This window comes from Bacteroidota bacterium, from assembly GCA_016713765.1.
Classification (GTDB): Bacteria; Bacteroidota; Bacteroidia; order AKYH767-A; family 2013-40CM-41-45; genus Pollutiaquabacter; species Pollutiaquabacter aromativorans.
Genome location: JADJON010000001.1, coordinates 2,514,454 through 2,539,569, shown reverse-complemented (window position 1 = coordinate 2,539,569; position 25,116 = coordinate 2,514,454). Strand labels below are relative to the sequence as shown.

Sequence of the window (25,116 nt, the reverse complement as noted above, 5' to 3'; positions counted from 1 at the left end):
CGCTCAGTCCCATTTCTTGAAGACGAAAAAGACGGCGAGGAGAATACACAGGAAGCCCGCCAGATAATTCCACCGAAAGGTGTCGGTCTTGAATATGAAAATGGCACAGAACGAAAATACAACCAGGGTGATGGCTTCCTGCAACAGCTTCAGTTGAAACAGATTGAACGGACCGCCGTTCGATTCATGACCGATCCGGTTTCCGGGTACCATGAACAGGTATTCGAACAACGCGATAAACCAGCTGACCAGGATAATGCTGAGCAGGCCGGACTGCTGCATTACGTTCCACTTCTTAAATTGGAGATGGCCGTACCATGCAAACGTCATGAAAAAGTTGCTGATGATCAGCAGCAGGATCGACAGCAAACCTCGACTCATTTCTGTTTCTTTTTAAACCAGGGGATCTTGAAGTTGGGCTTCAACTTCTCGGCCTTGAATGGTTTGAATTCAAATTTCTCGACGATGACTTCGAATTCCTTCAAGTTAGCCGGCTCGATGGATTTGTAGATCCAGACGTTCAGGCTCACTTTCTCGTTACTTGTTTCGTAAACACGGGAAGGTTTACACTTCCAACGCGCCAGCAGGGAAACGGACTTGTGGCCGTGATCGCCCTGGTAGAGTGAACGAAAGCGAATGGTATGTTTCCGGACATCAATCTCATGGCGGTTCTTTCGGGACGCATCAATGTCGAATCGGAAAGCTTCTTCCACATAGGGTTGTAGCAGAAACTGACAATTTTGTCCTTCGGACTTTCCCCAACGGGAGATCTCGATGTCAATTTCCTTGTGGTTGTTCATGGAATCAAGATGGTCATACAGAAACATTCCGATCACCAGGTCTTTGTCTTCCGGTTGCGGGAGTCCGGATAGCAAGAAGGTGTAGCGGCCATAGCCAAGGCTGTTCACCATGAAGATCTCGGGACAATACCACTTTTCATCTTGTTGGGTGACGCGAAGGTGTAGTTTGCCTTCCGCATCCACCCAGACATTTTTTCTCGAAGAAGAGAATAGGTTACTTCCCGGTCCAACCCGCTTGTTCATGGATTCTTTTACCGCCCATCGATAGCCGGAAAACTCAATGGTATCCGGAGCAGTGTAGCGGGGGCGACCGGCTTCGGCAGAGGGACTGAGCATGGTCAGGAACAATACGATAAGCCACAGCCGCCTGAACAACCGCTGCGGCTGCGGTAACGGAGCATGTAGAAAGGTGAGTCGTTGTCGGCTCATGCGCGAGGGTGGTGGCTTAAAATGGATTGCCGCAGGTAGTCGCGGTCGAGGTGCGTATAGATTTCGGTTGTGGTGATGGATTCGTGTCCCAACATTTCCTGCACGGCCCGCAGGTCGGCTCCGCCTTCGATCAGATGGGTTGCAAAGGAATGCCGGAACGTGTGCGGAGAGATCCGCTTCCGCAGATCGATCTTGATTGCCAGATTCTTGATGATCGTGAAGACCATTACCCGAGTCAATCCCCGGCCGCGGTTATTGAGAAAGACGAAGTCTTCGAACCCGTGTTGGATCGTCTGATGGTTTCTAACCTCTGCCGTATAAATCTTCAGGTGCTTGGTGGCGACACTCCCGATCGGTACCAGGCGTTCTTTGTCGCCCTTTCCGATGACCTTCAGGAACCCGATCTCGAGGTGGAGGTTCGACAACTTGAGGTTGACCAGCTCGCTAACGCGAAGTCCGCAGGAGTAAAGTGTTTCCAGCATCGCCTTGTTTCGGATGCCCTCGGGCTTGCTCAGGTCGATGGCTGCAATCAGGCGGTTAATGTCATCGACTGAGAGCGTATCCGGCAGCTTTCGCCCGAGTTTCGGGGTTTCCAGGAGTTGGGAGGGATCATCTTGTGTGAGATTTTCCAACAGGCAGTACTTGAAGAATGACTTCAGGCCCGAAATGATACGCGCCTGGCTTCTGGCACTGAGTCCCTGCTCGTTGATGCGGACGATGAAGCCCTGCAGATGCTCCAGGCGAATGTCGGCTGGAGGGAGGCGAAGTTGCTCGGATTCCAGGTAGTGTTCGAACAGACTCATGTCGTGCAAATACGCTTCCACCGAATTTCCGGAAAGCGACCGCTCGACTTTCAGCCAGGATTTGAACCCATTGATGTAGGATTTCCAGCTCACGACGATAAAAATGCTCATTCCGACGATGGGGAATGCTCCATTTAACACCTAATTATTCACAGAATTATTTGAATAATTATGTAAAATTTGTGCTCGCATTAAAATCCTATGAAACTCCTGATTCTGAACGGACCGAACCTCAACCTTCTTGGAAGGCGGGAGCCTGAAATCTACGGCAACCGGAATTTTGAGGATTACCTGGTGGAATTAAAGCAGCACTTCCGTGACATTGAATTCGGGTATCTTCAATCCAACCTGGAAGGAGAGTTGATCAATGCACTTCAGGCAGCTGATGGGAATTGGGACGGCATCATCTTCAACCCGGCCGGCTACAGTCATACCTCTGTTGCCCTGGCAGATACGATCGCGGCTGTCAGCACGCCGGTGGTCGAAGTCCATATCAGTAACATTCACGCCCGGGAGCCTTTTCGACAGCAGTCCCTGACTGCCAGGAACAGCCGGGGAGTCATCGGCGGATTCGGACTGGACAGTTACCGACTTGCCGTGGAATCGTTTAGGATCCGATAGTTGGGGCTCATTTCTTATAAGCAAAGGACATACTTTGCTTCAGCTCACGTTGGAGCTTGAGAATCTTTTCGCGCGACCGTTCTGCCTGACGAGCCCGAAGCGTATCGCCCACGCCACCGTAATACGTGATGTGCTGGTCCAGCATCGCCTGAAAATCAACCAGCTTATCCAGACAGGAGGGATCATGGCGCAACAGCGGGGACTCCAGGAAGGTGAAATCCATAGGTAAGAATTTCGCCGCGCTGATCGAGTCGGGTGGCATACTCGAAACAAAGCAACCCGAAACATGCCGTTGTGGACTGATCAGTCCCTGTTGCGTATAAAAGACAAATCCCTTCGGATCGATCAGGAACGGCCGATTCTCCTCGGAACAGACCTTTTCCATTTTGGCGACCAGCGTCTTGAATTTCGCGAGGAGGTAGGGCGTATTCAGGTCACAGCCGGTGTTCACCACCTGGTAGGGGTGCTCGGAGCGCAAGGCTTCGATGAAACCGTCGTATTCCGGTTGGATCTTCGTGTAGAATGCAGGATACAGGATCGGAAGTATCCTGAAGTGGGTGAACTTGATATCGTAATTGAGAACCGTCAAGTCCGGGCGGAAATTTTCCGCGATCCGGTAGTAGTAATACTGGATCACCGTTGTCCAGTCCGAGATGATCACGACACTATTCCTCGGAGCCGATGCATCCAGCAATTCCATGAGATCCCTGCTTACCGGATACGTTTTACGGTTGTGTGCGGCGTAACCGGGCAGTGAAAAATTCAAGACTAAGGCGATGGGAACGAGGATGCGCGCCCAGGGTTTAGCAGTGAGGGCAAAGATACCTTCGGCAAGCGGAATGCTAAGAATCAGAAACGGTAGTAACATATAGGCATCGGTACTGGCCCATTGGTTATTACGAACCTGATAGATGAAGAGCAAAGCGTAAAAGCAAAGGACGACCAACGCCGTCAATCGTCTGCGGCTTCTGAACATTTCGTAAACTCCCCAAAAAAACGGTATCAGGAAAATGCCCAGTTGTTGGGCCGTCAGGTTGAGGAAGTAAGGGAAACGAACCGCCATCATGCCCGACGAAGTGTCGGTAATGTTCTTCGTATAGGCTCCGCCACGAACATGAAAGAAGAGTGCACCAAGGTCTTTCGGTTGTCCGAACATGAAGGCATAGTCCGATTGCGCTCTCCAAAACATCCAGGCATAACAGGTCAGTGTAAAAACTGCGGCGATAAGCGTGAATCGAATAAAGTCACGTGAGCGGATGGCTGCAAGGAGTTTCGAAAATGTACCAGCTTCGGCAGCAGACTTCTTCTTTTTCGTTGATTTCGATTCAATGGCAGCAACGTAAAAGAAGTCGGACAGGAAGAAAAACGGAATGAAGGGAGAGAACACGATCATGGTAAGGTGATGGTTACTCAGACCCAAAGCCCAGCCGATGGAAGCGAGGAGGAGATAGGGGAATCTGCCGGATCGCTTCCAACTGGTCAAACCGAACAACAGGAGTGCCATGGCGAATACCTGGAATCCGTATACTTCGATGGTGTTGGCCCAGGACCAGGTAACCGGCCCGAGGCCGAAAGCCAGTGCGGCAAAGGCGGCGGATAGTTCCAGTCGAACACTCGCGTTTGACTCCTGGCGGGAAAGGAGCAGGAAATTCCGAAGCGCCAGATAGAGCAACGCGATTGCGGTGCTAACCAAAAAAACTGAAAACAGGTTGAGCCGGGTAATCAGGCTTGAACTGAAGACCGAGCTCAGGCTGTTCCAGATCATTCCGCCCAGGATGTAGGCCGGTGTGCCCGGTGAATGGGCGATGGATCCGAGTTTGATGACCAACGCGAATTCCGCGGCATCGTCAAACATCAGCGAATCGGTACAGGTCAGAAAGTAATGGAAGAAAGGGATCAGGAAACAAGCGAGAAGCAGAACGGTAGGGAGGTAGCGTGGTGCTTGCATGGGTCAGGGCGCTAAATGGAGGAGTGCTTCGAGCTGTCGGTGCCAGATGAGGATGATGACTCCGGACACAGCCACCAGTACACCTATCAAGGACTTTCCGGTGATCTTCTCCCGGATCAGGAAGTAAGATAAGAAAAGGGCAACGACCGGCACAAGCGAGAAGATGGTCTGGGCTGCAGCGGCATCCAGGTATGCTACCGTAAATAGTGACAGACTGACTCCGAGTGTCGGACCGAAGATCGTGCCCAGGACGGCAAAGCGAATACCGCCTTCCTTGTTGATTAGGATGGGGAATACGGTTTGGTTCCACTTCCGTGTTAGCAGGATCATGATCAACAAAGAAAGCGTTCCGATGGAAAGCCGCATAAAGGTCGCGTGGACGGGATGAAGCGGCAAACCGGCCGCAGCCTGGTCCAGCATCCCCTTCTTGGCCAAAACCAGACCGGCGCCCTGGCAAAAGGCTGCCAACACACCGTAGATGATTCCCTTTGCGATCGAACCGTAACGCGTGTCGCTTGCCCGTTCGCGCTCGGATTTCGAGAGGGAGATCCAGATAACGCCGGCAATGGTGATGACCATGCCGAGTATTCCTGCCCAGGTCATGTGCTCGTCCACGATCAACATGCCGGTGACCAGTGCTGCGCCCGGAGCAAATGTGGTCAGGACACTACCCAGTCGGGCCCCCAGCACAGCATACATGGCAAAGCCGAAATAGTCGCCCACGGTAAGACCAATGATCCCTGATAGCCCGAGCCAGCACCAGGCTGGAAAGTAATGTGAACCGAAGATCGCTAGAAACGAAGGGGGAAACATGAAAGCAAGGACGGCAATGAAGCAAGTTGCGAGGACAAGCCGGAAGAAATTCAACGGCCCGATTCCCAGTCTACGTGCAGCCTGCGTAAAGGGAAAGATTCCCATCGCCCAGGTGATCGTGGTCAGCAGGGCGAAGAGTACACCTAAGGGATGCAGATCACTTCCGTGCATATTCCCTTTCGCCAAAGATTGCCGAACCGATCCGGATCATGGTGCTTGCTTCCTCCAGGGCTATCCGGTAGTCGGATGTCATTCCCATCGACAGCTCCGTAAAATGTCCGGCTGCTTTCGGGTAGCGGGCCTTGCATTCGTCGAAGACGGATTTCAGGTGTCGAAATTCGGCACGAATGACTTGTTCCTCATCGGTATTGGTGGCCATCCCCATCAGGCCGCTAACCTGAACATGCGGGAGTGCTCCGGCATCCAGCTGATCGAGGATCGAATACAGTTCGGATTCGGAAAGTCCGAATTTGGTTGCCTCGTTGGCAATGAAAACCTGCAATAGGCAATGGATCATCTTACCCGATTTGCCTGCCTCCTTATTGATCTCCGATAACAAGCGTTTACTGTCGACGCCGTGTATGAGGTGCGCATAGGGAACGACCTGTTTGACCTTGTTGGTTTGAAGGTGACCGATGAAGTGCCACCGGATATCCTGCGGCAATTGACCGGCTTTTTCACTCAACTCCTGGACATAATTTTCGCCGAAATCTCGTTGACCTGTCTGATAGACAGCCTCAATCGCAGCTACAGGTTTGGTCTTGGAAACAGCGACCAGGCAAGCGTTATAGCGTGCGCAGGTTTGCTGCAGTTCCGCCAAAACCTGGGGGTTGAAAAGCATGGGTTAAAGTTAAGCGGCTCAATGGGGCTTTCGCGGTCGGTTTGTAAAACATTTACCCCGCCCGAATGTTGATGGAGCGTGGGAAAATTCGTGGTTGCCGGTGGACGTACCGGAATAGGAAGAGCGCTCGTGAATCGCCTGACTAACGCTGGTCACGATGTGCTTATCCTGGGGCGGACGCATCCCGACAGCTTACCCGCAGGCAGCTCCTTCTGCGAAGTTGATTTTGGAAATCCTGAAGCGCAATTACCCGTTGTGGAAGGACCCATCTCCGGACTTGCATACTTGCCCGGTACGATCCGTCTCAAACCCTTCCGAGGTCTCAAAGCGCATGACTTCCAGGAGGATTTGCAAATCAATGCGCTGGGCGCGATCCGCTTGTTGCAGCACGTGGAAGGTAATTTGAAAGGAAGGGATGGTGGGGCTTCGGTGGTTTTATTCAGTACCGTGGCGGTGCAGACCGGAATGCCCTTTCACAGCAGTATTGCCTTGGCTAAAGGTGCTGTGGAAGGTCTGGCACGCTCTCTTGCAGCCGAATGGGCGCCCTCTGTTCGCATAAATGTGATTGCACCCACCCTGACCAATACAGAACTCGCCAGCAGCATGCTCTCCAACGACCAGAGAAAACAAGCAGCGATCGACCGGCATCCGTTGAAGCGCATCCTTGACCCGGAAGAGCCGGCCTCTCTTGCCGAGTGGCTTCTGACGGGTGCTTCTCAGAGTGTCAGTGGAAAGGTTTTCAGCATGGATGCTGGTATCGGTTCACTGAAAACGGGTTAACTTTCGGCGCATTCCGGTGAAGAAATCCGACTTGCCGCATAAGATCTGTGTAACCTGTTCCCGACCGTTCAATTGGCGAAAGAAGTGGAAGAGAACATGGGAGCAGGTCCGTTATTGCAGTGAGCGTTGTCGCAAGTCCCGAAGTACGAACTAGCATGAAAAAGTGGCACAGTTTCATTTCCGTACCGATCATGGCCTTGATCGCATCCTGTACCCGTACTGCCGAGCGACCTGACGATTCGGGTCGTAGCGCCGCCCCGATTGAATTCCATTCACTAGTCGCCAAAAACCTGGAGGGTGACCTGGTTGGCTTCGATCAATTCAAAGGCAAGACCATCCTGCTGGTGAATACGGCGAGTGAATGCGGCTATACACCCCAATATGAAAAGCTGGAGAAGCTTTACCAGCAATACTCAGGCCGCCTTGTCGTTGTCGGATTTCCTTCGAATGATTTTGGAGGACAAGAGCCGGGTGATGCAACGCAGATCCGTTCCTTTTGCTCGAATAATTATGGCGTTACATTTCCCATGTTTGAGAAAGTGAGAACATCAGGACGTGATATCGCGCCGGTTTATTCCTGGCTGACCGATAAATCGAAGAATGGCTGGAACACGCAGGCGCCCACCTGGAATTTCTGCAAATATCTCATTGATGGAGAAGGTCAGTTGCTTGCCTTTTTCCCTTCATCGGTTGAGCCGGATGATCCGGCAATTCTCCGTCTGGTCAAATGAACCAGTAAGTCAGGACGAGCACAATAAAGAATAGCTCACTGAGCATTATGGGCGATAAAACCTTGCTACCTTCGTTTGGTCGAAATGACACCCGCCTTAACTGTTGAGAATTTCCGAAAGACCTATGGCTCTTTTGTCGCGGTCGATGATTTGTCCTTTCATGTTGACCAGGGCGATATCTACGGCTTCTTAGGACCGAATGGAGCAGGGAAGAGTACAACCATTCGCGCACTGCTTGGTCTGATCCGGCCTACCGGTGGTCAGATAAAGATCTTCGGACAATCGCTCGCGGCGGATCGGGCAGGTGCGATGCGTCGTATCGGATCGATCGTAGAAAAGCCGGATTTCTATAAGAACCTGAGTGGAAGGAAAAACCTGGAGCTGTTTGCCTGGCTCAGTAAGGTAAGGGATGCTCGCCATCGAATCGATCGGATGCTGGAACTGGTCGGATTGTCTCAGCGTGATCGCGATGCCGTGAAAGGTTATTCCCACGGAATGAAACAACGGCTGGGCCTTGCGCAAGCTTTGTTGCATGATCCGGATCTGATCATCCTGGACGAGCCCACGACCGGACTTGACCCACAAGGGATCGTCGACCTTCGCAAATTGTTGTTGCAGTTGCAGGCAGAAGGCAAAACCATTTTCCTTTCTTCCCACATCCTGTCCGAGATCGAGCTGATCGCCACCCGAATGGTGATCATCAACAAGGGCAGAGCGATCGTTGAAGGAACAGTAGCGGAGTTGTTGAGCCGGGAAGATCTGGTGGTTTCCTTTAGTTTTCTTTCAACGCCTCTTTCCAACAATCCGCCGGATGATTTTCCCTGGATCGGGCGCATTCAGCAGCGTTCCTCTGATCACTGGATACTATCCTTATCAGACGACGAGATCCCTCGCGTCAACGAATGGCTGGTCGGTCGTGGCATGGCTGTTACGGCTATTCAGTCCCGCCGGAGATTGGAGGATCTGTTCGTCCGATTGACCATGGAAGAAGGGACGATGAAAGGAGGGAAGTCGCGATGATCCGCCTCATTTGGCTCGAGTTGTTGAAGATCGCGGCCCGACCCAGAAGCTACATTGGCTTCGCGGTGATCTTTATCTTTTGCACGCTTGTACAATTCGCGTTGTACGCGGACGGGATGGAGTACATCCAGTTCGTTACGCAGAACGTAGAGCAGTCGTTTGTATTTGAAGGGAAGATCCTGAACGGAAGCCTGGTTTGCTTTGTGATCTTGCAGGCGTTGATCTTGCAAATTCCCCTGCTTGTCGCCCTGGTCACCGGCGACCTCATCTCCGGGGAGGCTGCCATGGGTACCTTGCGGTTGTGGTTGACCCGGCCTGCATCGCGGGCCTCCATCCTTTTTTCGAAATTCTTTGCAGGACAGTTGTATACCTTCCTGATATTAGTCTGGCTGGGAATACTTGCATTAGGGGTCAGCTTGTTGATCTTCGGACAGGGCGACCTGATTGTCTTGAAAACCGACGAACTGGTGATCATCCCGGCCTACGATGTGCTGTGGCGATTCTTTGCCGCACTGGCCATGGCATTTCTGGCCCTGTCACTGGTTGGCGCTTTGTCGATGTTATTGTCCTGTTACTCCGACAACTCAATCGGCCCGATTATCACGACCATGGCGATCATCATCTTGTTTACCATCATCGGCTCCCTGGATGTGCCGTTGTTCGAACGCATCCGTCCTTATCTGTTCACGACACACATGAATGCCTGGCGCAGTTTCTTCGAGGAGCCGATCCCATGGGAGCAGATACGCGACTCGGCGATCTTTGTCTTTGGGCATATCATCGTGTTCCTCGGAATCGGCCTTTTCCACTTTAACCGGAAAGACATCCTTACATGATCCGTCGACTATTGCCACTATTACTCCTGTTTGGCGTGATGGAGCTTTCCGCTCAGGATGCGCGCGAACTCTTGCGTGATCTGAACGGTAAGTTCCGCAAAGTCCGGGAGTATCAGGCCGATGTGCTGATCCGGACCGATATCAGTTTCGTCAAAGCATTGCCTGTGCAGGCAAGCGTATTCTTCCGTCAGCCCGACCAATTCCGGATCAAGTCGAAGGGTATCGCCATGCTACCCCGGCAAGGGTTCGATCAGGTGGTACGAACCCTGGCCGATACAGCGAGTTATGTTCCTGTCCTGCAGGGAAAAGAGGTAGTCGAAGGGCGGGAATTGCAATTGCTCAGCGTACTCCCTTTATCCGACACTTCCGATCTGATCCTGGGAAAATTCTGGATCGATGTTTCGGAAAAGCTGATTCGACGCTCTCAGGTGACCACTCGGTCCAACGGTACGATGACCAGCGATTACTTCTTCGGGTCCCAACGGCAGTACGCCTTACCCGATAGCATGGTGTTTACCGTTGACACCCGGAAATTCAAGATACCCAAAGCGGTTGCCGCGGATCTGAACAACACGAAAAGTTCAAAACCCATTGATCCGAAAGCGCGGGAAAAAGGGAAGATTTATTTACGTTTTTCCAATTATCGTGTGAACCAGGGACTGCCTCCGGATGTTTTCAAATCCAAGTGAGCAGTTCTCCACGATATCATACGATTCGTCTGATCCTGGGCGATCAGCTTAATGCAAAGCACTCCTGGTTCAGGAGAAAAGACGATGGGATCCTGTATCTGATGATGGAGGTCCGTCAGGAAACGGATTATGTCGTCCATCATATCCAAAAGGTATTGGCTTTCTTCCACGCGATGCGATCGTTTGCGGAAGCCCTGACCGCGGCCGGGCACCACATTCGTTATCTGAAACTGGACGATCCGGATAACCAGCAGGACCTTACCCGAAACATTGATCAGATAGCGCGGGCAACAAAGGCGCGCAGGCTTGAATACCAGCTACCGGATGAATATCGGCTCGATCTGCAATTACGCAACGCTTGTCTTCCGACGGGTGAACCGTATGTCTCCTGTGACAGCGAGCATTTTTATACCGAACGGACTACGCTGGCCGATCATTTTTCAGGGAAGAAGACCTACCTCCTGGAAAGCTTTTATCGCATGTTGCGCAGGAAACATGGGGTGTTGATGGCTGGAGATGAACCCGAAGGATCGAAGTGGAATTTTGATCAGGAAAATCGTAGCCGGTATGACGGGAAAGTCTCAGTTCCAACGGAACTACAGTTGAAGCATGACGTGACGGATTTGTATGCGACTGTGGTGCAGGTCGGGGTTAGGACGATGGGACGCGTCGACCCGAAAGCATTACCATGGCCGAAGAACAGGAAGGAGTCGCTTCGGTTGTTGCACTGGTTTTGCGAACAACTGCTTCCATTTTTTGGCACCTATCAGGACGCGATGAAATCCGGGGAGCCATTCATGTTCCACAGCCGCTTGTCCTTTTCCCTGAATACGAAAATGCTCTCACCCCGGGAGGTGGTGGATGCCGCGGTGGCTGCCTACCGCGATCGCCCCGACTTGATATCGCTTCCACAGGTCGAAGGATTCGTGCGACAGATCCTCGGGTGGCGGGAGTATGTCAGGGGAGTTTATTGGGCGAATATGCCCGGGTATGCGGAGCGAAATTTCTTTTCCCATGTCAGGGAATTGCCCGGTTGGTATTGGAACGGTGAAACCGGAATGAATTGCCTTCATCAAACCATCCGGGGAAGCCTGGACAACGCTTACGCCCATCATATTCAACGGTTGATGATCACCGGCAACTTTGCCTTGCTGGCAGGTGTCGATCCACGTGCTGTTGACGATTGGTACCTGGGCATTTACATCGACGCGATCGAATGGGTGGAGATCACGAACACCCGCGGCATGAGCCAATTTGCGGATGGAGGGCTGGTTGGAACAAAGCCATATGTCTCCTCGGGTAACTATATCGATAAGATGAGTGATTATTGTTCGGGTTGCGATTACGATCGGAAGTCACGGCATGGTGATAAGGCCTGCCCGTTCAATTCCCTCTATTGGCATTTTCATCAGATCAATCGCCCGCTGCTGGAGAAGAACCCGCGCATCGGGATGGTCTATCGTACCTGGGATAAGATGTCGGCAACGGAACGGGATAAAACACTGCGCCAGGCGGAATATTACCTGGAGAACCTGGACAAGCTTTGAACGTCTTAGTTCAGGAACCGGATCAGCACATCGCGAAGAAGCGTCAGATCGACTTGTTCCAGAGGATGGGGCGTCCCGGCGAGCGAAGAAAGTGAACCGTTGTTCAGGTAGCCCAGCACGCGTTGCGTCTCTTCCAGCGAAACCATTTTATCCGCATCACCCAGACCGAGGCAGATTTCGTGCGTCATGAAGAGGAAGTCTTCCTCTTTCAACGGGTGACTTCCCAACCATTGCATCATGGCGGCGGTGGATCGAACGACTTTTTCCCAATGCTCCTCGCCATGACGCTGAGCGAGTGAACGCATTAAAGCGGGCACTTTTTCCCGGATTTTCTCCGGCTGAAGATTCGCCTGTTCCCGGGTGGCGATTTCAGGATTCCAGGAAAGCTTGGTTCCCAGGGTGAAAAGGCGGCGGACGCGGTCAGGTTGCAAGTGCAGCAACCAAAGGGCCGCGTAACCGCCCATGCTGTAACCGAACATGTCTGCCCGTTCGACCTGATGTTCATCCATCACCTGAGTGATGGCAGCAGCCAGGTCATCCATCGTGAACGGGGTGGAATGCACAGCATCTGTTCCGTGCCCGGGAAAGTTGACGGAGATGACGCTACGGTCATCCAGCAATTTAGCCAGCGGTTGCAATTGGCGGACATCGCCTAAGGCTCCGTGTAATAAGACTAACGGCAGGGGGGACATAGGAAACCTCAGCGATTGAATTGTCGAAGGTGATGGTCAAGGTGTCGATACCCCAACCTACCCCATTCTTTTCTGCTCATCTTCCCAAAAGCCGGATGGGCCGGCATCGGATGGTTTAGCGGAAGTTCGCGAACTTTTTCCAATAATCGCTGAAGTTGCTCACGATCCGATTCGAAGGTGGTTGGGGGCGTTCCCTTCTTCAATTGGTCATAGTCGGGAGAAGTTGGGAATTTCCCTTTTTGCCATTCGGGTCCGTAAAGCGCCATCCATTTTCCGACGGTCCGCAAAAGCAAATTGCTCAGATTGCGTGTTGGTCGAATTCCTAATACCTCCCGGATCGGGTCGCTGCAATGGACGACCATTTGGTGGACGTTCATAGTGCCCCATTTTCGCTCGGCATCTGCATTCAGATTCTGGATTCGCTGCAGGATGGAATCGAAATCGGGTGGGTGAAAGAGGTTTTGATTCGACGACATGGATCAATCTTCCAGGGAGTGAAGAATCAATCCACTGCGCAGTTTCGGTTCAAACCAAGTGGTCTTCGGAGGCATGATTTTACCGCTGTCGGAAATATCGATGAGTTGCTTCATCGTAACCGGGTACAAAGCGAAGGCAACTTTCATTTCTCCGCTGTTCACGCGGCGTTCCAATTCACCGAGGCCGCGAAGACCGCCCACAAAGTCGATCCGCTTGTCTGTCCGAAGATCCTGGATGCCAAGAATCGGTTCCAGGATCTGTTTCGACAGGACGGTAACGTCCAATACACCGATCGGGTCAGCGTCATCGTACGTTCCGGTTTTGGCGGTGAGTTTATACCATTGTCCGTCGAGGTACATGCTGAATTCGTGGAGTCGCGCAGGACGGTACGCCGCGGCACCGACCGTTTCGACCAAGAATGATTTACGGAGCGAATCGAGGAATTGTTCGTTGCTCAAACCGTTGAGATCCTTGACAACACGGTTGTAATCCATGATGGCCAACTGGTTGTCAGGAAAGTGGACAGCCAGAAAGAAATTGAACGATTCTTTGCCTGAATAATCCGGTTTCGCTTTTCGTAACTCCTGACCAACCAGGGCAGCGGCAGCGGTACGGTGGTGACCATCTGCGACATAGGTAGCGGGTATCCCGGCGAATAAATCAACCATCTGGTTGACCGTTGCGCCATCCGAGATCACCCAGAACTCGTGACGAATACCATCGTCAGCTGTAAAGTCGTATTCGGCCGGAGCTTGAACTACACCCGCGACGATCTTGTCGAGCGCAGGAACATTCGGGTATGCGAAGAACACGGGTTCGTAGTTGAGCTTCGATACGCGAACGTGGTTCTTGCGGTCTTCCTCTTTATCCGGACGGGTCAGTTCGTGCTTTTTGATGATATCGTTGAAGTAATCATCCACCGCGGCGGCGGCTACGATGCCAAACTGCCGGCGACCCTTCATGGTCTGGGCATAGATGTAGAGGCAATCGGTCTTATCCTTGAAGAAAACGCCATCCTGAACCATCCGATCGAAGTTCGATTTGCCTTTGGTATAGATCTCTGGCGCATACACATTGTAACCGTCAGGAAAATCGATCTCCGGCTTGATTACATGGTAGAAGGACAGATTGTTTCCGGCGGCTTCTGCACGAGCCTCCTTTTCGTTCAAAACGTCATAAGGCTTCGAAGCGATCTTCTCAACAAGTTCTTTCTTCGGACGGATTCCTTTAAAGGGGCGGATGATAGCCATGGTGGTGGGTAGTTGATTCGGGTTTCGGGGACTGGTAGCTGGTAATTTGTAATTAGTAATTAGTTATTCGTAATTCGTTCATACCAGATGCCAGCTACACATTAATAGTCTTTCTCCAGTTACTATTAAAGTTTCGCTATTCGCTCCTGCCTTCGCTAAAGCTACGGCAGGCAGGATTCACTCCCGCCTTCGCTATAGCTACGGCGGGCAGGATTCACTATTTACTGTTCACTGTTCACTGTTCACTATTCACTATTCACTATTCACTATTCACTATTTAATTCAACCCCAAAATCTCCTCCATCGCTTCCGTAAGCGCTTCCATATCCTCGAGTGTCAGGTCGCCCATGTGTCCGATGCGGAAGGTCTTGTCCTTTAGACTTCCGTAGCCATTGGAAATGAGCATGCCGCGTTCACGTAAGGACTTGTTAAGCGCGCCGATGTCGGTTTTGCGGGTATTCTCGATACAGGTGACGGTCATCGATTCAAAGCCTGGCTGAGGAAACACCCGATAGAAGTGGGAAGCCCAGTTGATCATGTATTCGGCCATCTCGACATGCCGGATGAAGCGATTCTCCAGACCCTCTTTTAGAATTCGGTCAAGTTGAAAGTCCAACGCGAACATGTGTGCGATGGAGGGAGTACAGGAATATTGATAGTCCTTCTCGTCGACATACTTCACCAAGGTACCCAGGTCCAGGTAATATCCTCTTGGACCGATAGCCTTCAGACGCTCTTCCGCTTTCGGTGAAATGCTCGCCAAAGCCAAACCCGGTGGAAGAGCCAGTGCTTTCTGTGAACTGGAAATGCAAACATCGATTCCTAATCGATCCACTTCAACCTTTACACCACCGAGCGAACTGACGGTATCGACCAGCCAGATCACATCCGGATACTTGGAGACAACCTCTGCGATGCTCTCGATTGGATTCTGGATGCCGGTACTGGTTTCGTTATGGGTAACCGTCACCACGTCATACTGGCCGGTTTTGAGGTAATGTTCAACGGTCTCCGGCATAGTCGGATGTCCGGGTTCTTCCTCGTGCAGGTCGGCTTCGATGCCGTTGAGACGAGCAAGTTCCCACCAACGCTTGCCGAACGCCCCAACCGAGAATACGATCGCTTTCTTTTGCGTCAAACTTCGAATGGCCCCTTCCATCAAACCGGTACCTGAAGAAGTACTCAAAACGATCTTGTTGGTGGTGTACATCAACTGCTGCAACTTTTCGCTGATGCCGCGCTGCAATGCACTGGCCTCCGCAGTGCGGTGCCCGATAGGCGGTGTGGCCATCTTGGCCAGGACGTCAGGATGAACGTAGGTAGGGCCCGGTATGAAGAGTTTTTTGATTTCCATTTTTAAGCTGGACCGGCTCGGTCGAGGGTCGCAAATTTACGAGTTTTGGAGGGAAGATTCGGCGTAACTGTTCAAATGCGATTGGCAAACGGTGAAGAGTGAACAGTGAACAGTGAATAGTGAATAGTAAACAGTAATGAGTGAAATTTTATCTTCTTGTCCGTTTTTGACTAAAAACCCCATCACAAGTCACTAATTACTAATTACCAATTACTAATTACTAATTACTAATTACTAATCTCCAATCTCTACCGCTCAACACCCTTCCGCCCGCCTTTCTGGTCGCCTCGTATATCTACGTTTTTCATGAGGTTCCATCGTCCGCGTTTGAATCGGTAGCCGTCGTATCGCCCGTCGGGTCCCGACATGGGATCGTCGATGCCGCCTGACAAATGATCAAACAGTATCATCCGTTTCCCCGCTTCATAGCGAAGCGCCATGCTGGCCATGGAGTTGAAGGTGAATACCCGTCGACTGCTGTACACTTTTTCGTTACGAAAAAGCGGGTAGCCGAAACGCGGTTCGTTCTTTTCAAAGTAAAGTACTTCGATCACTTTTTGTGTTTGCCGTTCCGATTTCCCTTTCCAGCCCAACAGGGTATAGAAAGTTCGCGAGCCTTTCTTCACCGTTACGAGCTGATAGTAAACGCAGCCCAGCCAGCGATTGGCTCTCAGTTTCTCTGACTCGGGTTTAAGGATCACCGTAGTGGAGTCGGACAGTTCAAACAGGGAGATCGATCCCGACTTCGGATCACGAACCTGAAGGAAGCCATGGAAATGGTAAACGTCACCGGCATACGACGGAACTACCCATGAATACAGACGAAAGCGCTTGTCTTCCGGCTCCACAAGTCCCAGGTTGGATGCACCCTGATAGGGAGGAGCTGAAAAGCTGAGAGAATCCTTTAAGTACTCCTGTAAATGCTGACGAAAGATCATATTCGCCGCAGCCCGGGTGCTGTCATCCGGTCCGCGTTGAAGGGACTTGACAAGGCTATTTACGGAGTCGGCCGATAGGGGAAAGGGTCGGGCGGTTTGTCCCTTGACTGCTTGTTGTCCAACCAACCAGCAGCAAAGGAGGAAAGAGATTCGTCCCAGAGACATGGAGTAAAAATAAGAACCGCGGTACGAGAACGCACCGCGGTTACTTTTATTCGATCAACAGTCGGATCATGCAGCGTGCATGCGATCCTTCTTGGCTGAAAGTTCATCTTTCGATTCGCGGAAGTCCGGATCATCAACACAACAGTCGACGGGACAAACCGAAGCGCACTGCGGCTCGTCATGGAAGCCGACACACTCCGTGCACTTATCCGTAACGATGTAGTAAATATCCGTGGCAACCGGAGATTGGGCGGCGTTCGCATCGATCTCGGAACCGTCCATGCGTTTCACCATACCCTTCAGCGAGGTGCCGTCGGAGAAGCGCCACTCAGCTCCGCCTTCGTAAATGGCGTTGTTCGGACATTCGGGTTCGCAGGCGCCGCAGTTGATGCACTCTTCGGTAATCTTGATGGCCATACGGTGTTTCCTTTCTACTTTTGAGGTTTCGTAACGGGGAACAAAATTAAACAGAATTTCTTCCCTTCAAAATTTTGCAAAAATCAGACACTATGTCCCTCCAAGCCATCGAACATTTAGGTGCCTGGTTTCGCCAAACGGCTGGAAATCAGGGGGATAGGCCAGAGTTGGGAGAGGAGATCGAAACCCGGCTGCGAGCGGTCGCTGTCAAGAATCCCTGGTTCAGCCGGGAACAGGTGGTTGCGGCTTTTCAGGCCTGGGGACAATGTCTGCAACCCGATGCCATTCAGAGGTGGTTAAACGCTTACCCGGCTTTACGACAATCGCGGTCCTCCAAAGTGATTGGTGTCATCAATGCGGGCAATATCCCATTGGTGGGATTGCACGACCTTCTGACGGTCTTGATCACCGGTCATGCCTATATCGGAAAGAATGCTTCCGATGATTCATTCCTTTTACCCTGGATGGCCGAGAAGTTGATCGAGGCGGACCCTGCTTTGCGATCCCGCATTCAATTTGTCGAAAGGCTCCAGGGTATGGACGCTGTCATTGCCACCGGTAGTGACAACTCCGCGCGTTACTTCGAGCATTACTTTGGAAAATACCCGCACATCATCCGCAAGAACCGGAATGGTGTAGCAGTTCTGACCGGACAGGAGACCGCAGCGGACCTGACGGCGCTGGGAAACGATATCTTTCGTTTTTTCGGCCTGGGTTGCCGGAACATATCAAAACTCTACGTGCCGGCTGACTATCAATTCGATGATTTCTTTTCGGCTCAGGTTGGCTATGCCGATGTCATGAGTCATAACAAGTACATGAACAACGTGGACTACAACAACACGGTGTTCCTCATGAAAAGCTTGCCTTTCCTTTCAAACAACTTCTTATTGCTCAGGGAAGATCCGGCCATCGCTTCTCCGATCGGCGTTCTGCATGTTGAACGGTACGCATCGCTTCCGACCCTGGCTTCCCACCTTCATGAGCAAGCCGAAAAATTGCAATGCCTTGTCTGCTCGAAGAATACGGAAGAGGCCTTGAAAGCCGGAAATCCTGACACCTTATCCTTTGTCCGCTTCGGCACTACCCAGTTCCCATCCCTCTGGGACTACGCCGATGGCGTTGACACGGTAGAATTTCTGCTGGGATTAGCCTGAAGAAAGCTTTTAATTGAGGGCGGATACAGAAAAAGTAATTGTCAATCGTAAGTCAGGAGTAATTGGTAATTAGAAACTAGTAACTAGAAACTAGTAACTAGAAACTAGTAACTAGAAACTAGAAACTAGAAACTTGTCAGTGCCTGAAATAGGTTGACCATAAAATCGACCAAATCATGGCAACCAGAAAGGATTACGAATTAAGCCTGGAGCAGCGCTCTCAGCGGACGTTTAGTGAGAATTTTAAGCGAAAGAAGGTTCAGGAGCTAGAAACCGGCCTTACCCGGGTATGTGACCTAAGTAAACAGTATCAGGTGTCCGGGACCTCGATTTATCGCTGGATCGCTAAATTTGGGAGTATGGCAAAGAAGAAAGAACGGCTGATCGTAGAGGGTGAAAGCGACACGCGCAAGCTCCTGGAACTTCAGAGAAAGATCGCTGAGTTGGAACGAAAATTAGGTCAAAAGCAGATCGAATTGGAGTTCAAGGACAAGATGATCGAGATAGCAGAAGAAATGTACCGGGTTGACATAAAAAAAAAGCTAGGCTCGCAACTATCCGATACTTCTGGTTCCGGCGAGAACGGCTAAGCTGTAGTTTGAACTACTTCTATCAAAGTATCGGCATCAGCAAGCAGGCCGTACACAAGCTCATAGACGTTTACATGAGGAATCAGGACCAGCAAGAGCAATTGCTCCGGGTTGTATACCAGGTCAGGAAGGATCATCCGACCATGGGGATGCGGGATATGTACTACAAGATCCTTCCTTCTCATATGGGCAGAGACAAGTTCGAGCACTTGTGTAAAGTGCAGGGGTTGTGGAGTGTACGCAAGCGCAACTTCCATCGTACGACCGATAGCAGCGGGGTGATCCGATTCGCCAACTTACTTGAGGGAATGACGGTTACCGGAATCGATCAGGTGTGGCAAAGTGATATCACTTACTTGGAAGTGAATGGCAGGTTTTACTACCTCACCTTCATTGTAGACGCCTTCTCCCGCAGGATTGTCGGTCACCAGGCGTCAGCGAACCTGCACACCGTTGATACCACCTTGCCAGCATTACGCATGGCTGTAAAGACGCGAGGAGACTCTATACGATCAGGGCTTATCATGCATTCGGATGGCGGGGGCCAGTATTACGCCAAGGATTTTTTAGACTATACGAGCCAACTGAAGATGCAGAATAGTATGTGCGAATATGCCTGGGAGAATGGAAAAGCTGAACGAATCAATGGCGTGATAAAGAACAACTACTTACGGCACCGAACAATCAACAATTTTGAAGATCTGGTACGGGAGGTTGACCGGGCGGTGGCACTCTACAATCAGGAAAAGCCTCATAAAGCGTTAAAGAGAAAATCACCCACAACCTTTGAGTTAGAATGGGTAAAATTGCAGCAGCAACCAGTACCGAAGATGACAGCGTCATTAGCGGCAAATACCAGATTTACCGGGGCATCGAGCCCCGTGTAAATCTGAGCAACCAGACCTCAGAATCCAGCTGTATTAATGGCAAATAACAATCAAACGAGTTACTAAAAACGGTCAACCCTAGTTAGGCATTGACAACTAGTAACTAGAAACTAGTAACTAGAAACTAGTAACTAGTTACTAATTTCTAGTTTACAATCCCAACGTACCAATTACCAATTACTAATTACTAATTACTAATTACCAGTTACCAGTTACCAGTTACCAGTTACTAGCCTCCATACCCCCCGATAAAGTGAAACAACCGTCCCCAGCGTACCTTGTTGAAGAAGGACGCATTCCGATCGAGGCTCATCCAGATCATGACGGCTTTACCGACTACGTGGTCTTCGGGAACGAAACCCCAAAAGCGTGAGTCGGCTGAATTGTGGCGGTTGTCGCCCATCATGAAATAGTAATCCATCTTAAAGGTATAGCTCGTTGCCGGGCTTCCATTGATAAGGATCTGTCCGTTCCGCTCTTCGAGTTGATTGCCTTCGTAATCGGCAATCACCTTTCGGTACAACGCAATGTTGGAAGAATCGATCTTGATGGTCGCGCCTTTTTTCGGAATCCACAGCGGCCCGAAATTGTCAACATTCCAACCGAAGCGGGGATCGAACGGGAAAATGAAGTCCTGATAAGCCGATTTCGGGATCAGATTTTGTTCCACCAGTTTTACGTTCCCGAAGTGCTTCATTTCTTCAGCACCCGTTTTCGTCATGTGGAAACTGTATTCAACCGGTGAGATCTGCTCGCCGCTCTGACGCAAGCCAAGTCGTTGAACGGCCTGTTCGCTGAATCCCGTGCCATCGGTAATGACGTGGTAACTCGATTGTGCCTGCTCCGGCAGGGGTTGCGATTGCCCGTCAATGTACACCTGCTGATCCCGGATCTCGATGGTGTCGCCGGCAATGCCGACGCAGCGTTTGATGTAGTTTTCTTTCTTGTCGACCGGTCGTCCTTCGTTTTCAGCAGGCCAGTTGAAGACCACGCAATCTCCGCGATGAACACTACCGAATCCCGGTAAGCGATGATAACCGATCTTGATCCATTCGAGGTAGGATTTACCGCCTACCAAGGGCAGGGTATTGTGCGCGAAAGGAAACGAGAGCGGCGTCATCGGTACCCGGGCGCCATAGCTGACCTTGCTGACGAACAGAAAATCGTCCACCAGGAGGGATTTTTCCATCGATGGAGTCGGGATGGTATAGGCTTCAATCAGGAAAGTCCGGATGATCGTAGCCGCGATGACAGCGAAGATGATCGCGTCGATCCATTCTCGTGTGGCGGATTTCCGTTGCCCCGGTTTGGGTTTAAGCAGGAACCAGACACCGACGGTGAAAATTCCGAAGACAATGTCTTTAATAAGGTCCCAATTGATGCGGAATCGTGCCATATTGAATTGTTTTTCGCGTGGAGCGAATTGTTAACGTGCGAAGGTAGCCCCGCCTTGCACCCTTGGCGGTTAATGGGGTGTTAAAATTTACACATCAAAGACTTAATAAGTCCTTCATGCCGAACACCCCGCGCTTGCCAACCACCCATTCGGCAGCCATCAGGGCTCCTGTGGCGAAGCCGGTCCGGTTGTAGGCCTTGTGGATGAGTTCGAGTTCATCGGCTTCGGAGACGTATTTCACCACATCGGTGTCCGGAACATCGTCTTCCCGGGAAGAGAACACCGGTAGCTCGCCTTTACTTTCCGGACCTGCAGTTACGCTCTCATCATGCCGATAGGCGTGCCAGGCGTGCAAGCGGTCGAGGCGACCGACGATCTGCTCGGCCAGCGAGATCGCGGTACCGCTCGGAGCATCGAGCTTCTGCAAATGGTGAGTCTCGTGAATGAGCACTTCGCGGTAGGCCGGTTGACGATTCATGAGCTCGGCTAACCGTTCGTTGATAGCGAACAGGAGGTTGACCCCGATGCTGAAGTTGGAGGCTGTAAAAAGGGTATGTCCACCCAGTTTACAGCGGGCATCCACATCCGCTTTGTGCTCGTACCAGCCGGTGGTGCCACAAACGATCGGGATCCCTGCATCGAAACACCGGTAGATGTTCGCGACCGCGGCATCGGGTTGTGTAAACTCGATCGCGACCTGCGCAGCCTTTAGCGCTTCGGGTGTGAGTGCTGCGATCTCCTCACGGTCGACTTTAAGCACGATACGATGACCGCGTTCTTCCGCAAGTCGCTCAATGGTTTTTCCCATTTTACCGTATCCGATCAACGCGATATTCATGGTTTAGGGAATTGTCAGGGTAAAACGAAAACCCGCCGCAGGAACAGCTTGCCGACTATCCAGCAATCCCGGACGGATGGATAACGATAACTGGTCGGAGACGTCAAAGTCGCGCAGTTGGGAGTCCACATACGCGTCGACGATATTCAGTATGTAAACAACACCGCCCAGGATATAACAGAGATCCCGGTTACGACGATAGTAATCCTTCCTTACCTGAAGATCGCTGGCACTCAGTCGGGGATACGCGTCAACCGTCAGGGGATCCGTATCAATCCGTGCTGCATAGGCGCTTTTGTAGTCCTTGTAATACTGCTGATTGGTACCTGCGAAGTATACGAGCGCTCCGAGTCCGCCATAGAGGATCGGCAACTTCCAGTACTTCTTGTTCATGATCTGGCCGGCGCCCGGAAGAAGGGCCGATGACAAGGCCGCCCGGTTGGCCCGTTTGTTCTGAAGAACCGAAAGTGAATCCTGGTCAGTCCGTTCTTGCGCCGAAGTCTGCAGTGTTACATGAAACAACAGCAGCAGGAGCAGGGCAGTGGAGCAGGGACGAAATGCCGGGAACGGCGATCGGGAGTAGATCCTGCTTGCCGTCATCCGGTAGATCAATAGTTCAACAGTTCGAGGATGCGGTTAAGGTCTTCGTCGCTCCCGAAGGGAATGGTGATCTTACCGGAACCGTCTGACTGATGACTTAACTGAACTTTGGCGCTGAAGTGACTGGAAAGAACTTTTCGGATCTTTTCATATTCGAACTGCTGCTGCGAAGCGGAGCGACCGGAACCTGATGCGCTCTGACTTTCACGCTGGCTTCGTTTTCCGGAAGCCTGGCGGGCACGTTCTTCCACGTCGCGGACACTCAATTGCTTTTCCAGGATTTCCTTGAAAAGCAGCAGTTGATGACCTATGTCGTCAACTCCGAGAATCGCACGTGCATGTCCCATCGTGATCCGGTTGTCGCGCAGTGCGGCCTGGATCTCGGGCGGCAATTTGAGCAGGCGGACGAAATTGGTGACCGTTGTGCGGTTCTTCCCAACCCGTTCGCTGAGTTGTTCCTGGGTAAGGCTGCACTCTTCGATCAGACGTTTGTAACTGATCGCCACATCAATCGGGTTAAGGTCCTGCCGCTGGATGTTTTCGACCAGGGCCATTTCCAGCATGCCTTGATCATTCGCTACACGGATGTAGGCCGGGATGGCTTCCAGTCCCGCCAGCTTGGAAGCACGGAAACGCCGTTCGCCGGAGATGATCTGGTACTTATCGTAGCCGAGTTTGCGGACCGTGATCGGCTGGATGATGCCTTGTTCCTTGATCGATTGGGAAAGCTCTTTCAGTTCCTCCGGCTTGAACTCGGTCCGGGGCTGAAAAGGGTTCGGTTCAATCTGCTCCAGGGGAATGACGGCCACGGAACCCACTACGCCGGTTGGCGTGGGAGCATTGGCTCCTGATGAACGGGTCGTGACGTCGGTCTCGGCGCTTTCGAGCAGGGCGCTCAGTCCGCGGCCCAGTGCGCTGCGTTTGTTATTGCTCATCGGTCACCGGGATTTTCTTGTCCGACTCCTTGATCTTGGTCAGGTTGTTCTTCTGCAGGATCTCGCGGGCAAGGTTGAGGTAGTTGACCGAACCTTTACTCGTCGCGTCGTGCATGATGATGGTCTGACCGAAACTCGGCGCTTCGCCCAATTTGGTGTTTCGCTGGATGATCGTGTCGAATACCATCTGCTGGAAATGGGTTTTCACTTCTTCCACCACCTGGTTACTGAGTCGCAGACGGGAATCGTACATGGTCAGCAGGATGCCTTCGATCTCCAGTTCGGGGTTCAGACGACTCTGTACGATCTTGATCGTGTTGAGCAGTTTGCCCAGACCTTCCAGGGCGAAGTACTCGCACTGTACCGGGATGATCACCGAATTGGCCGCCGTCAGGGCGTTGATGGTAATGAGACCCAGCGATGGAGAACAGTCGATGATGATGAAATCGTATTGGTCCTTCACCTGCTCGAGCACTTCTTTCATCTTCCGCTCGCGGTTGGGCAGGTGGATCATTTCGATCTCCGCGCCGACCAGGTCGATGTGAGACGGAATGAGGAAAAGGTTCGGGGTGGTGGTCTTCTGGATGATATCCTTCGGGTTCACCTCGTTGATGATGCACTCGTAAATGCTCGTCTTGATCGTGCGCGGGTCGAAGCCGACGCCGGAGGTGGCATTCGCCTGCGGATCGCTGTCGATGAGCAGCGTCTTGAACTCCAATACCGCCAGACTGGCGGCCAGGTTCATCGCCGTTGTGGTCTTTCCGACGCCGCCTTTCTGGTTGGCGATGGCTATGATCTTGCCCATATCGTGTGTTTCTATTATCGTTGCTGGTAGAGCTACCGTAGGATCAATGCTCCAGTGTTTGACCGACCAGCATCAGGGTGAGTTGCTTGCCGGCTGAATCGAATTTCTTTTTCGCTTCGTCATGATCGATCTTGATCATGTCGAAGGTGTCATAGTGCATGCCAATGATGCGATCGCAGCGGATAAAGTCCGACGCGATGACGGCATTGTCGATGCCCATCGTGAAGTTGTTCCCGATCGGCAGGAAGGCGAGATCCATCTTCTTGTAATCACCGATCAGTTTCATGTCGAGGTGCAGCGCGGTGTCTCCGGCATAATAGAACTTCCCATCGGGTGTCTCGATCAGGAAACCCATTGGATTCCCTCCGTAGGTCCCATCGGGAAGCGAGGAACTATGAACCGCGTTCACACATTTGACCTTGCCGAACTCGAAGATCCAATGACCGCCTATGTTCATCGGATGGACCTTTTTGTAACCCTTGCTTTGAACCCAGGAACAGATCTCCCAGTTCGAAACAACAGTAGCGCCGGTCTGATTCGCCAGGCTCAACAGATCGGCGGTATGGTCAGCGTGACCGTGTGAAACCAGGATAAAATCTGCTTCGATCTTTCCTGAATCAATGTTTGATGCCAGCGGGTTTTGGCTGATAAACGGATCAAAAAGCAGCTTTTTTCCGTTTATTTCAACCAAAAAACACGAATGGCCGTAGTAGGTAATGCGCATAATCAGTGACCTGCAAAGATAACCGGACTGCCG

General features: G+C 51.7%; 29 protein-coding genes. 11 read left to right on the top strand and 18 right to left on the bottom strand.

Annotation, left to right across the window (positions count from 1 at the left end; translation table 11 throughout):
• Window positions 1–3: 3 nt before the first annotated feature.
• The 3 genes from IPJ96_09905 to xerD are packed head-to-tail and all read right to left on the bottom strand — an operon-like array spanning window position 4 to window position 2,143.
• The gene (locus tag IPJ96_09905; GenBank protein MBK7910663.1) at window positions 4–381 is read right to left on the bottom strand and encodes a DMT family protein; all 378 of its coding nucleotides are present in this window, start codon (window positions 379–381) and stop codon (window positions 4–6) included.
• Window positions 378–1,229 (bottom strand): hypothetical protein, encoded by an 852-nt coding sequence (locus IPJ96_09900; protein MBK7910662.1) that lies wholly within the window; start codon window positions 1,227–1,229, stop codon window positions 378–380. The genes IPJ96_09905 and IPJ96_09900 overlap by 4 nt, the downstream gene beginning before the upstream one ends.
• Window positions 1,226–2,143: a site-specific tyrosine recombinase XerD gene (xerD, locus tag IPJ96_09895; protein ID MBK7910661.1), complete on the bottom strand. Its 918-nt coding sequence runs from the start codon at window positions 2,141–2,143 to the stop codon at window positions 1,226–1,228. The genes IPJ96_09900 and xerD overlap by 4 nt, the downstream gene beginning before the upstream one ends.
• Window positions 2,144–2,233: 90 nt before the next feature.
• Here xerD and aroQ point away from each other — a divergent pair, with 90 nt between their 5' ends.
• Window positions 2,234–2,653 carry a type II 3-dehydroquinate dehydratase gene (gene aroQ / locus IPJ96_09890; GenBank protein MBK7910660.1) on the top strand — a complete coding sequence of 140 codons (420 nt, stop codon included), beginning with the start codon at window positions 2,234–2,236 and terminating at the stop codon, window positions 2,651–2,653.
• Window positions 2,654–2,660: 7 nt separating this feature from the next.
• Here the strand turns inward: aroQ and IPJ96_09885 are convergent, their stop codons facing one another.
• From IPJ96_09885 to IPJ96_09875, 3 genes are read right to left on the bottom strand one after another with little or no spacing between them, the layout of a single operon-like run.
• Window positions 2,661–4,601, bottom strand: a complete 1,941-nt coding sequence (locus tag IPJ96_09885) for a DUF2723 domain-containing protein (GenBank protein ID MBK7910659.1) — start codon at window positions 4,599–4,601, stop codon at window positions 2,661–2,663.
• Window positions 4,602–4,604: 3 nt separating this feature from the next.
• Entirely contained in the window at window positions 4,605–5,585 is a 981-nt protein-coding gene (locus IPJ96_09880; GenBank protein ID MBK7910658.1) for a DMT family transporter, read from the bottom strand.
• Entirely contained in the window at window positions 5,572–6,255 is a 684-nt protein-coding gene (locus IPJ96_09875; GenBank protein ID MBK7910657.1) for a YggS family pyridoxal phosphate-dependent enzyme, read from the bottom strand. The genes IPJ96_09880 and IPJ96_09875 overlap by 14 nt, the downstream gene beginning before the upstream one ends.
• Window positions 6,256–6,333: 78 nt before the next feature.
• Between IPJ96_09875 and IPJ96_09870 the strand changes: the two genes are divergently transcribed.
• From IPJ96_09870 to IPJ96_09840, 7 genes are all read left to right on the top strand, one after another.
• Complete coding sequence (locus tag IPJ96_09870; GenBank protein ID MBK7910656.1) at window positions 6,334–7,035, top strand: SDR family oxidoreductase; 702 nt, start codon at window positions 6,334–6,336, stop codon at window positions 7,033–7,035.
• A 16-nt stretch (window positions 7,036–7,051) separates the two neighbouring features.
• Window positions 7,052–7,189, top strand: a complete 138-nt coding sequence (locus tag IPJ96_09865; protein ID MBK7910655.1) for a DUF2256 domain-containing protein — start codon at window positions 7,052–7,054, stop codon at window positions 7,187–7,189.
• A 1-nt stretch (window position 7,190) separates the two neighbouring features.
• Complete coding sequence (locus IPJ96_09860) at window positions 7,191–7,766, top strand: glutathione peroxidase (protein ID MBK7910654.1); 576 nt, start codon at window positions 7,191–7,193, stop codon at window positions 7,764–7,766.
• Between the two features lie 84 nt (window positions 7,767–7,850).
• Window positions 7,851–8,786, top strand: a complete 936-nt coding sequence (locus IPJ96_09855; protein MBK7910653.1) for an ABC transporter ATP-binding protein — start codon at window positions 7,851–7,853, stop codon at window positions 8,784–8,786.
• A complete protein-coding gene (locus IPJ96_09850) occupies window positions 8,783–9,622 on the top strand; it encodes an ABC transporter permease subunit (GenBank protein MBK7910652.1) in 840 nt (279 codons plus the stop codon). The genes IPJ96_09855 and IPJ96_09850 overlap by 4 nt, the downstream gene beginning before the upstream one ends.
• Window positions 9,619–10,311, top strand: a complete 693-nt coding sequence (locus tag IPJ96_09845; GenBank protein ID MBK7910651.1) for a hypothetical protein — start codon at window positions 9,619–9,621, stop codon at window positions 10,309–10,311. Before IPJ96_09850 ends, IPJ96_09845 begins: the two co-directional genes overlap by 4 nt.
• A gap of 29 nt (window positions 10,312–10,340) precedes the next feature.
• The gene (locus IPJ96_09840) at window positions 10,341–11,858 is read left to right on the top strand and encodes a cryptochrome/photolyase family protein (GenBank protein ID MBK7910650.1); all 1,518 of its coding nucleotides are present in this window, start codon (window positions 10,341–10,343) and stop codon (window positions 11,856–11,858) included.
• A 5-nt stretch (window positions 11,859–11,863) separates the two neighbouring features.
• Here the strand turns inward: IPJ96_09840 and IPJ96_09835 are convergent, their stop codons facing one another.
• The 6 genes from IPJ96_09835 to IPJ96_09810 form a co-directional block, all read right to left on the bottom strand.
• Complete coding sequence (locus IPJ96_09835) at window positions 11,864–12,550, bottom strand: alpha/beta fold hydrolase (protein MBK7910649.1); 687 nt, start codon at window positions 12,548–12,550, stop codon at window positions 11,864–11,866.
• Between the two features lie 8 nt (window positions 12,551–12,558).
• Window positions 12,559–13,026, bottom strand: a complete 468-nt coding sequence (locus IPJ96_09830; GenBank protein ID MBK7910648.1) for a DUF1569 domain-containing protein — start codon at window positions 13,024–13,026, stop codon at window positions 12,559–12,561.
• 3 nt (window positions 13,027–13,029) lie between these two features.
• Window positions 13,030–14,277, bottom strand: coding sequence for a DUF1015 domain-containing protein (locus IPJ96_09825; GenBank protein ID MBK7910647.1), 1,248 nt, complete (start codon window positions 14,275–14,277; stop codon window positions 13,030–13,032).
• A gap of 277 nt (window positions 14,278–14,554) precedes the next feature.
• A complete protein-coding gene (locus IPJ96_09820; GenBank protein MBK7910646.1) occupies window positions 14,555–15,631 on the bottom strand; it encodes an alanine--glyoxylate aminotransferase family protein in 1,077 nt (358 codons plus the stop codon).
• Window positions 15,632–15,879: 248 nt separating this feature from the next.
• Window positions 15,880–16,734, bottom strand: a complete 855-nt coding sequence (locus IPJ96_09815; GenBank protein MBK7910645.1) for a hypothetical protein — start codon at window positions 16,732–16,734, stop codon at window positions 15,880–15,882.
• A 66-nt stretch (window positions 16,735–16,800) separates the two neighbouring features.
• Window positions 16,801–17,151 carry a 4Fe-4S dicluster domain-containing protein gene (locus tag IPJ96_09810; protein MBK7910644.1) on the bottom strand — a complete coding sequence of 117 codons (351 nt, stop codon included), beginning with the start codon at window positions 17,149–17,151 and terminating at the stop codon, window positions 16,801–16,803.
• Between the two features lie 179 nt (window positions 17,152–17,330).
• Between IPJ96_09810 and IPJ96_09805 the strand changes: the two genes are divergently transcribed.
• From IPJ96_09805 to IPJ96_09795, 3 genes are all read left to right on the top strand, one after another.
• Window positions 17,331–18,308, top strand: a complete 978-nt coding sequence (locus IPJ96_09805; protein ID MBK7910643.1) for an acyl-CoA reductase — start codon at window positions 17,331–17,333, stop codon at window positions 18,306–18,308.
• A gap of 176 nt (window positions 18,309–18,484) precedes the next feature.
• Entirely contained in the window at window positions 18,485–18,898 is a 414-nt protein-coding gene (locus IPJ96_09800; protein MBK7910642.1) for a transposase, read from the top strand.
• An 8-nt stretch (window positions 18,899–18,906) separates the two neighbouring features.
• Window positions 18,907–19,785, top strand: a complete 879-nt coding sequence (locus IPJ96_09795) for an IS3 family transposase (GenBank protein MBK7910641.1) — start codon at window positions 18,907–18,909, stop codon at window positions 19,783–19,785.
• Between the two features lie 229 nt (window positions 19,786–20,014).
• Here IPJ96_09795 and lepB read toward each other — a convergent pair whose 3' ends face one another.
• The 6 genes from lepB to IPJ96_09765 form a co-directional block, all read right to left on the bottom strand.
• Entirely contained in the window at window positions 20,015–21,181 is a 1,167-nt protein-coding gene (gene lepB, locus IPJ96_09790) for a signal peptidase I (GenBank protein MBK7910640.1), read from the bottom strand.
• A 94-nt stretch (window positions 21,182–21,275) separates the two neighbouring features.
• The gene (gene dapB / locus IPJ96_09785) at window positions 21,276–22,019 is read right to left on the bottom strand and encodes a 4-hydroxy-tetrahydrodipicolinate reductase (protein MBK7910639.1); all 744 of its coding nucleotides are present in this window, start codon (window positions 22,017–22,019) and stop codon (window positions 21,276–21,278) included.
• Window positions 22,020–22,022: 3 nt separating this feature from the next.
• On the bottom strand, window positions 22,023–22,619 hold the full coding sequence (locus IPJ96_09780) for a hypothetical protein (GenBank protein ID MBK7910638.1): 597 nt from the start codon (window positions 22,617–22,619) through the stop codon (window positions 22,023–22,025).
• Between the two features lie 8 nt (window positions 22,620–22,627).
• Window positions 22,628–23,554 (bottom strand): ParB/RepB/Spo0J family partition protein, encoded by a 927-nt coding sequence (locus tag IPJ96_09775; GenBank protein ID MBK7910637.1) that lies wholly within the window; start codon window positions 23,552–23,554, stop codon window positions 22,628–22,630.
• Window positions 23,544–24,359, bottom strand: coding sequence for a ParA family protein (locus tag IPJ96_09770; GenBank protein ID MBK7910636.1), 816 nt, complete (start codon window positions 24,357–24,359; stop codon window positions 23,544–23,546). The genes IPJ96_09775 and IPJ96_09770 overlap by 11 nt, the downstream gene beginning before the upstream one ends.
• Before the next feature lie 43 nt (window positions 24,360–24,402).
• Window positions 24,403–25,083, bottom strand: coding sequence for a metal-dependent hydrolase (locus IPJ96_09765; GenBank protein ID MBK7910635.1), 681 nt, complete (start codon window positions 25,081–25,083; stop codon window positions 24,403–24,405).
• Window positions 25,084–25,116: the final 33 nt, after the last annotated feature.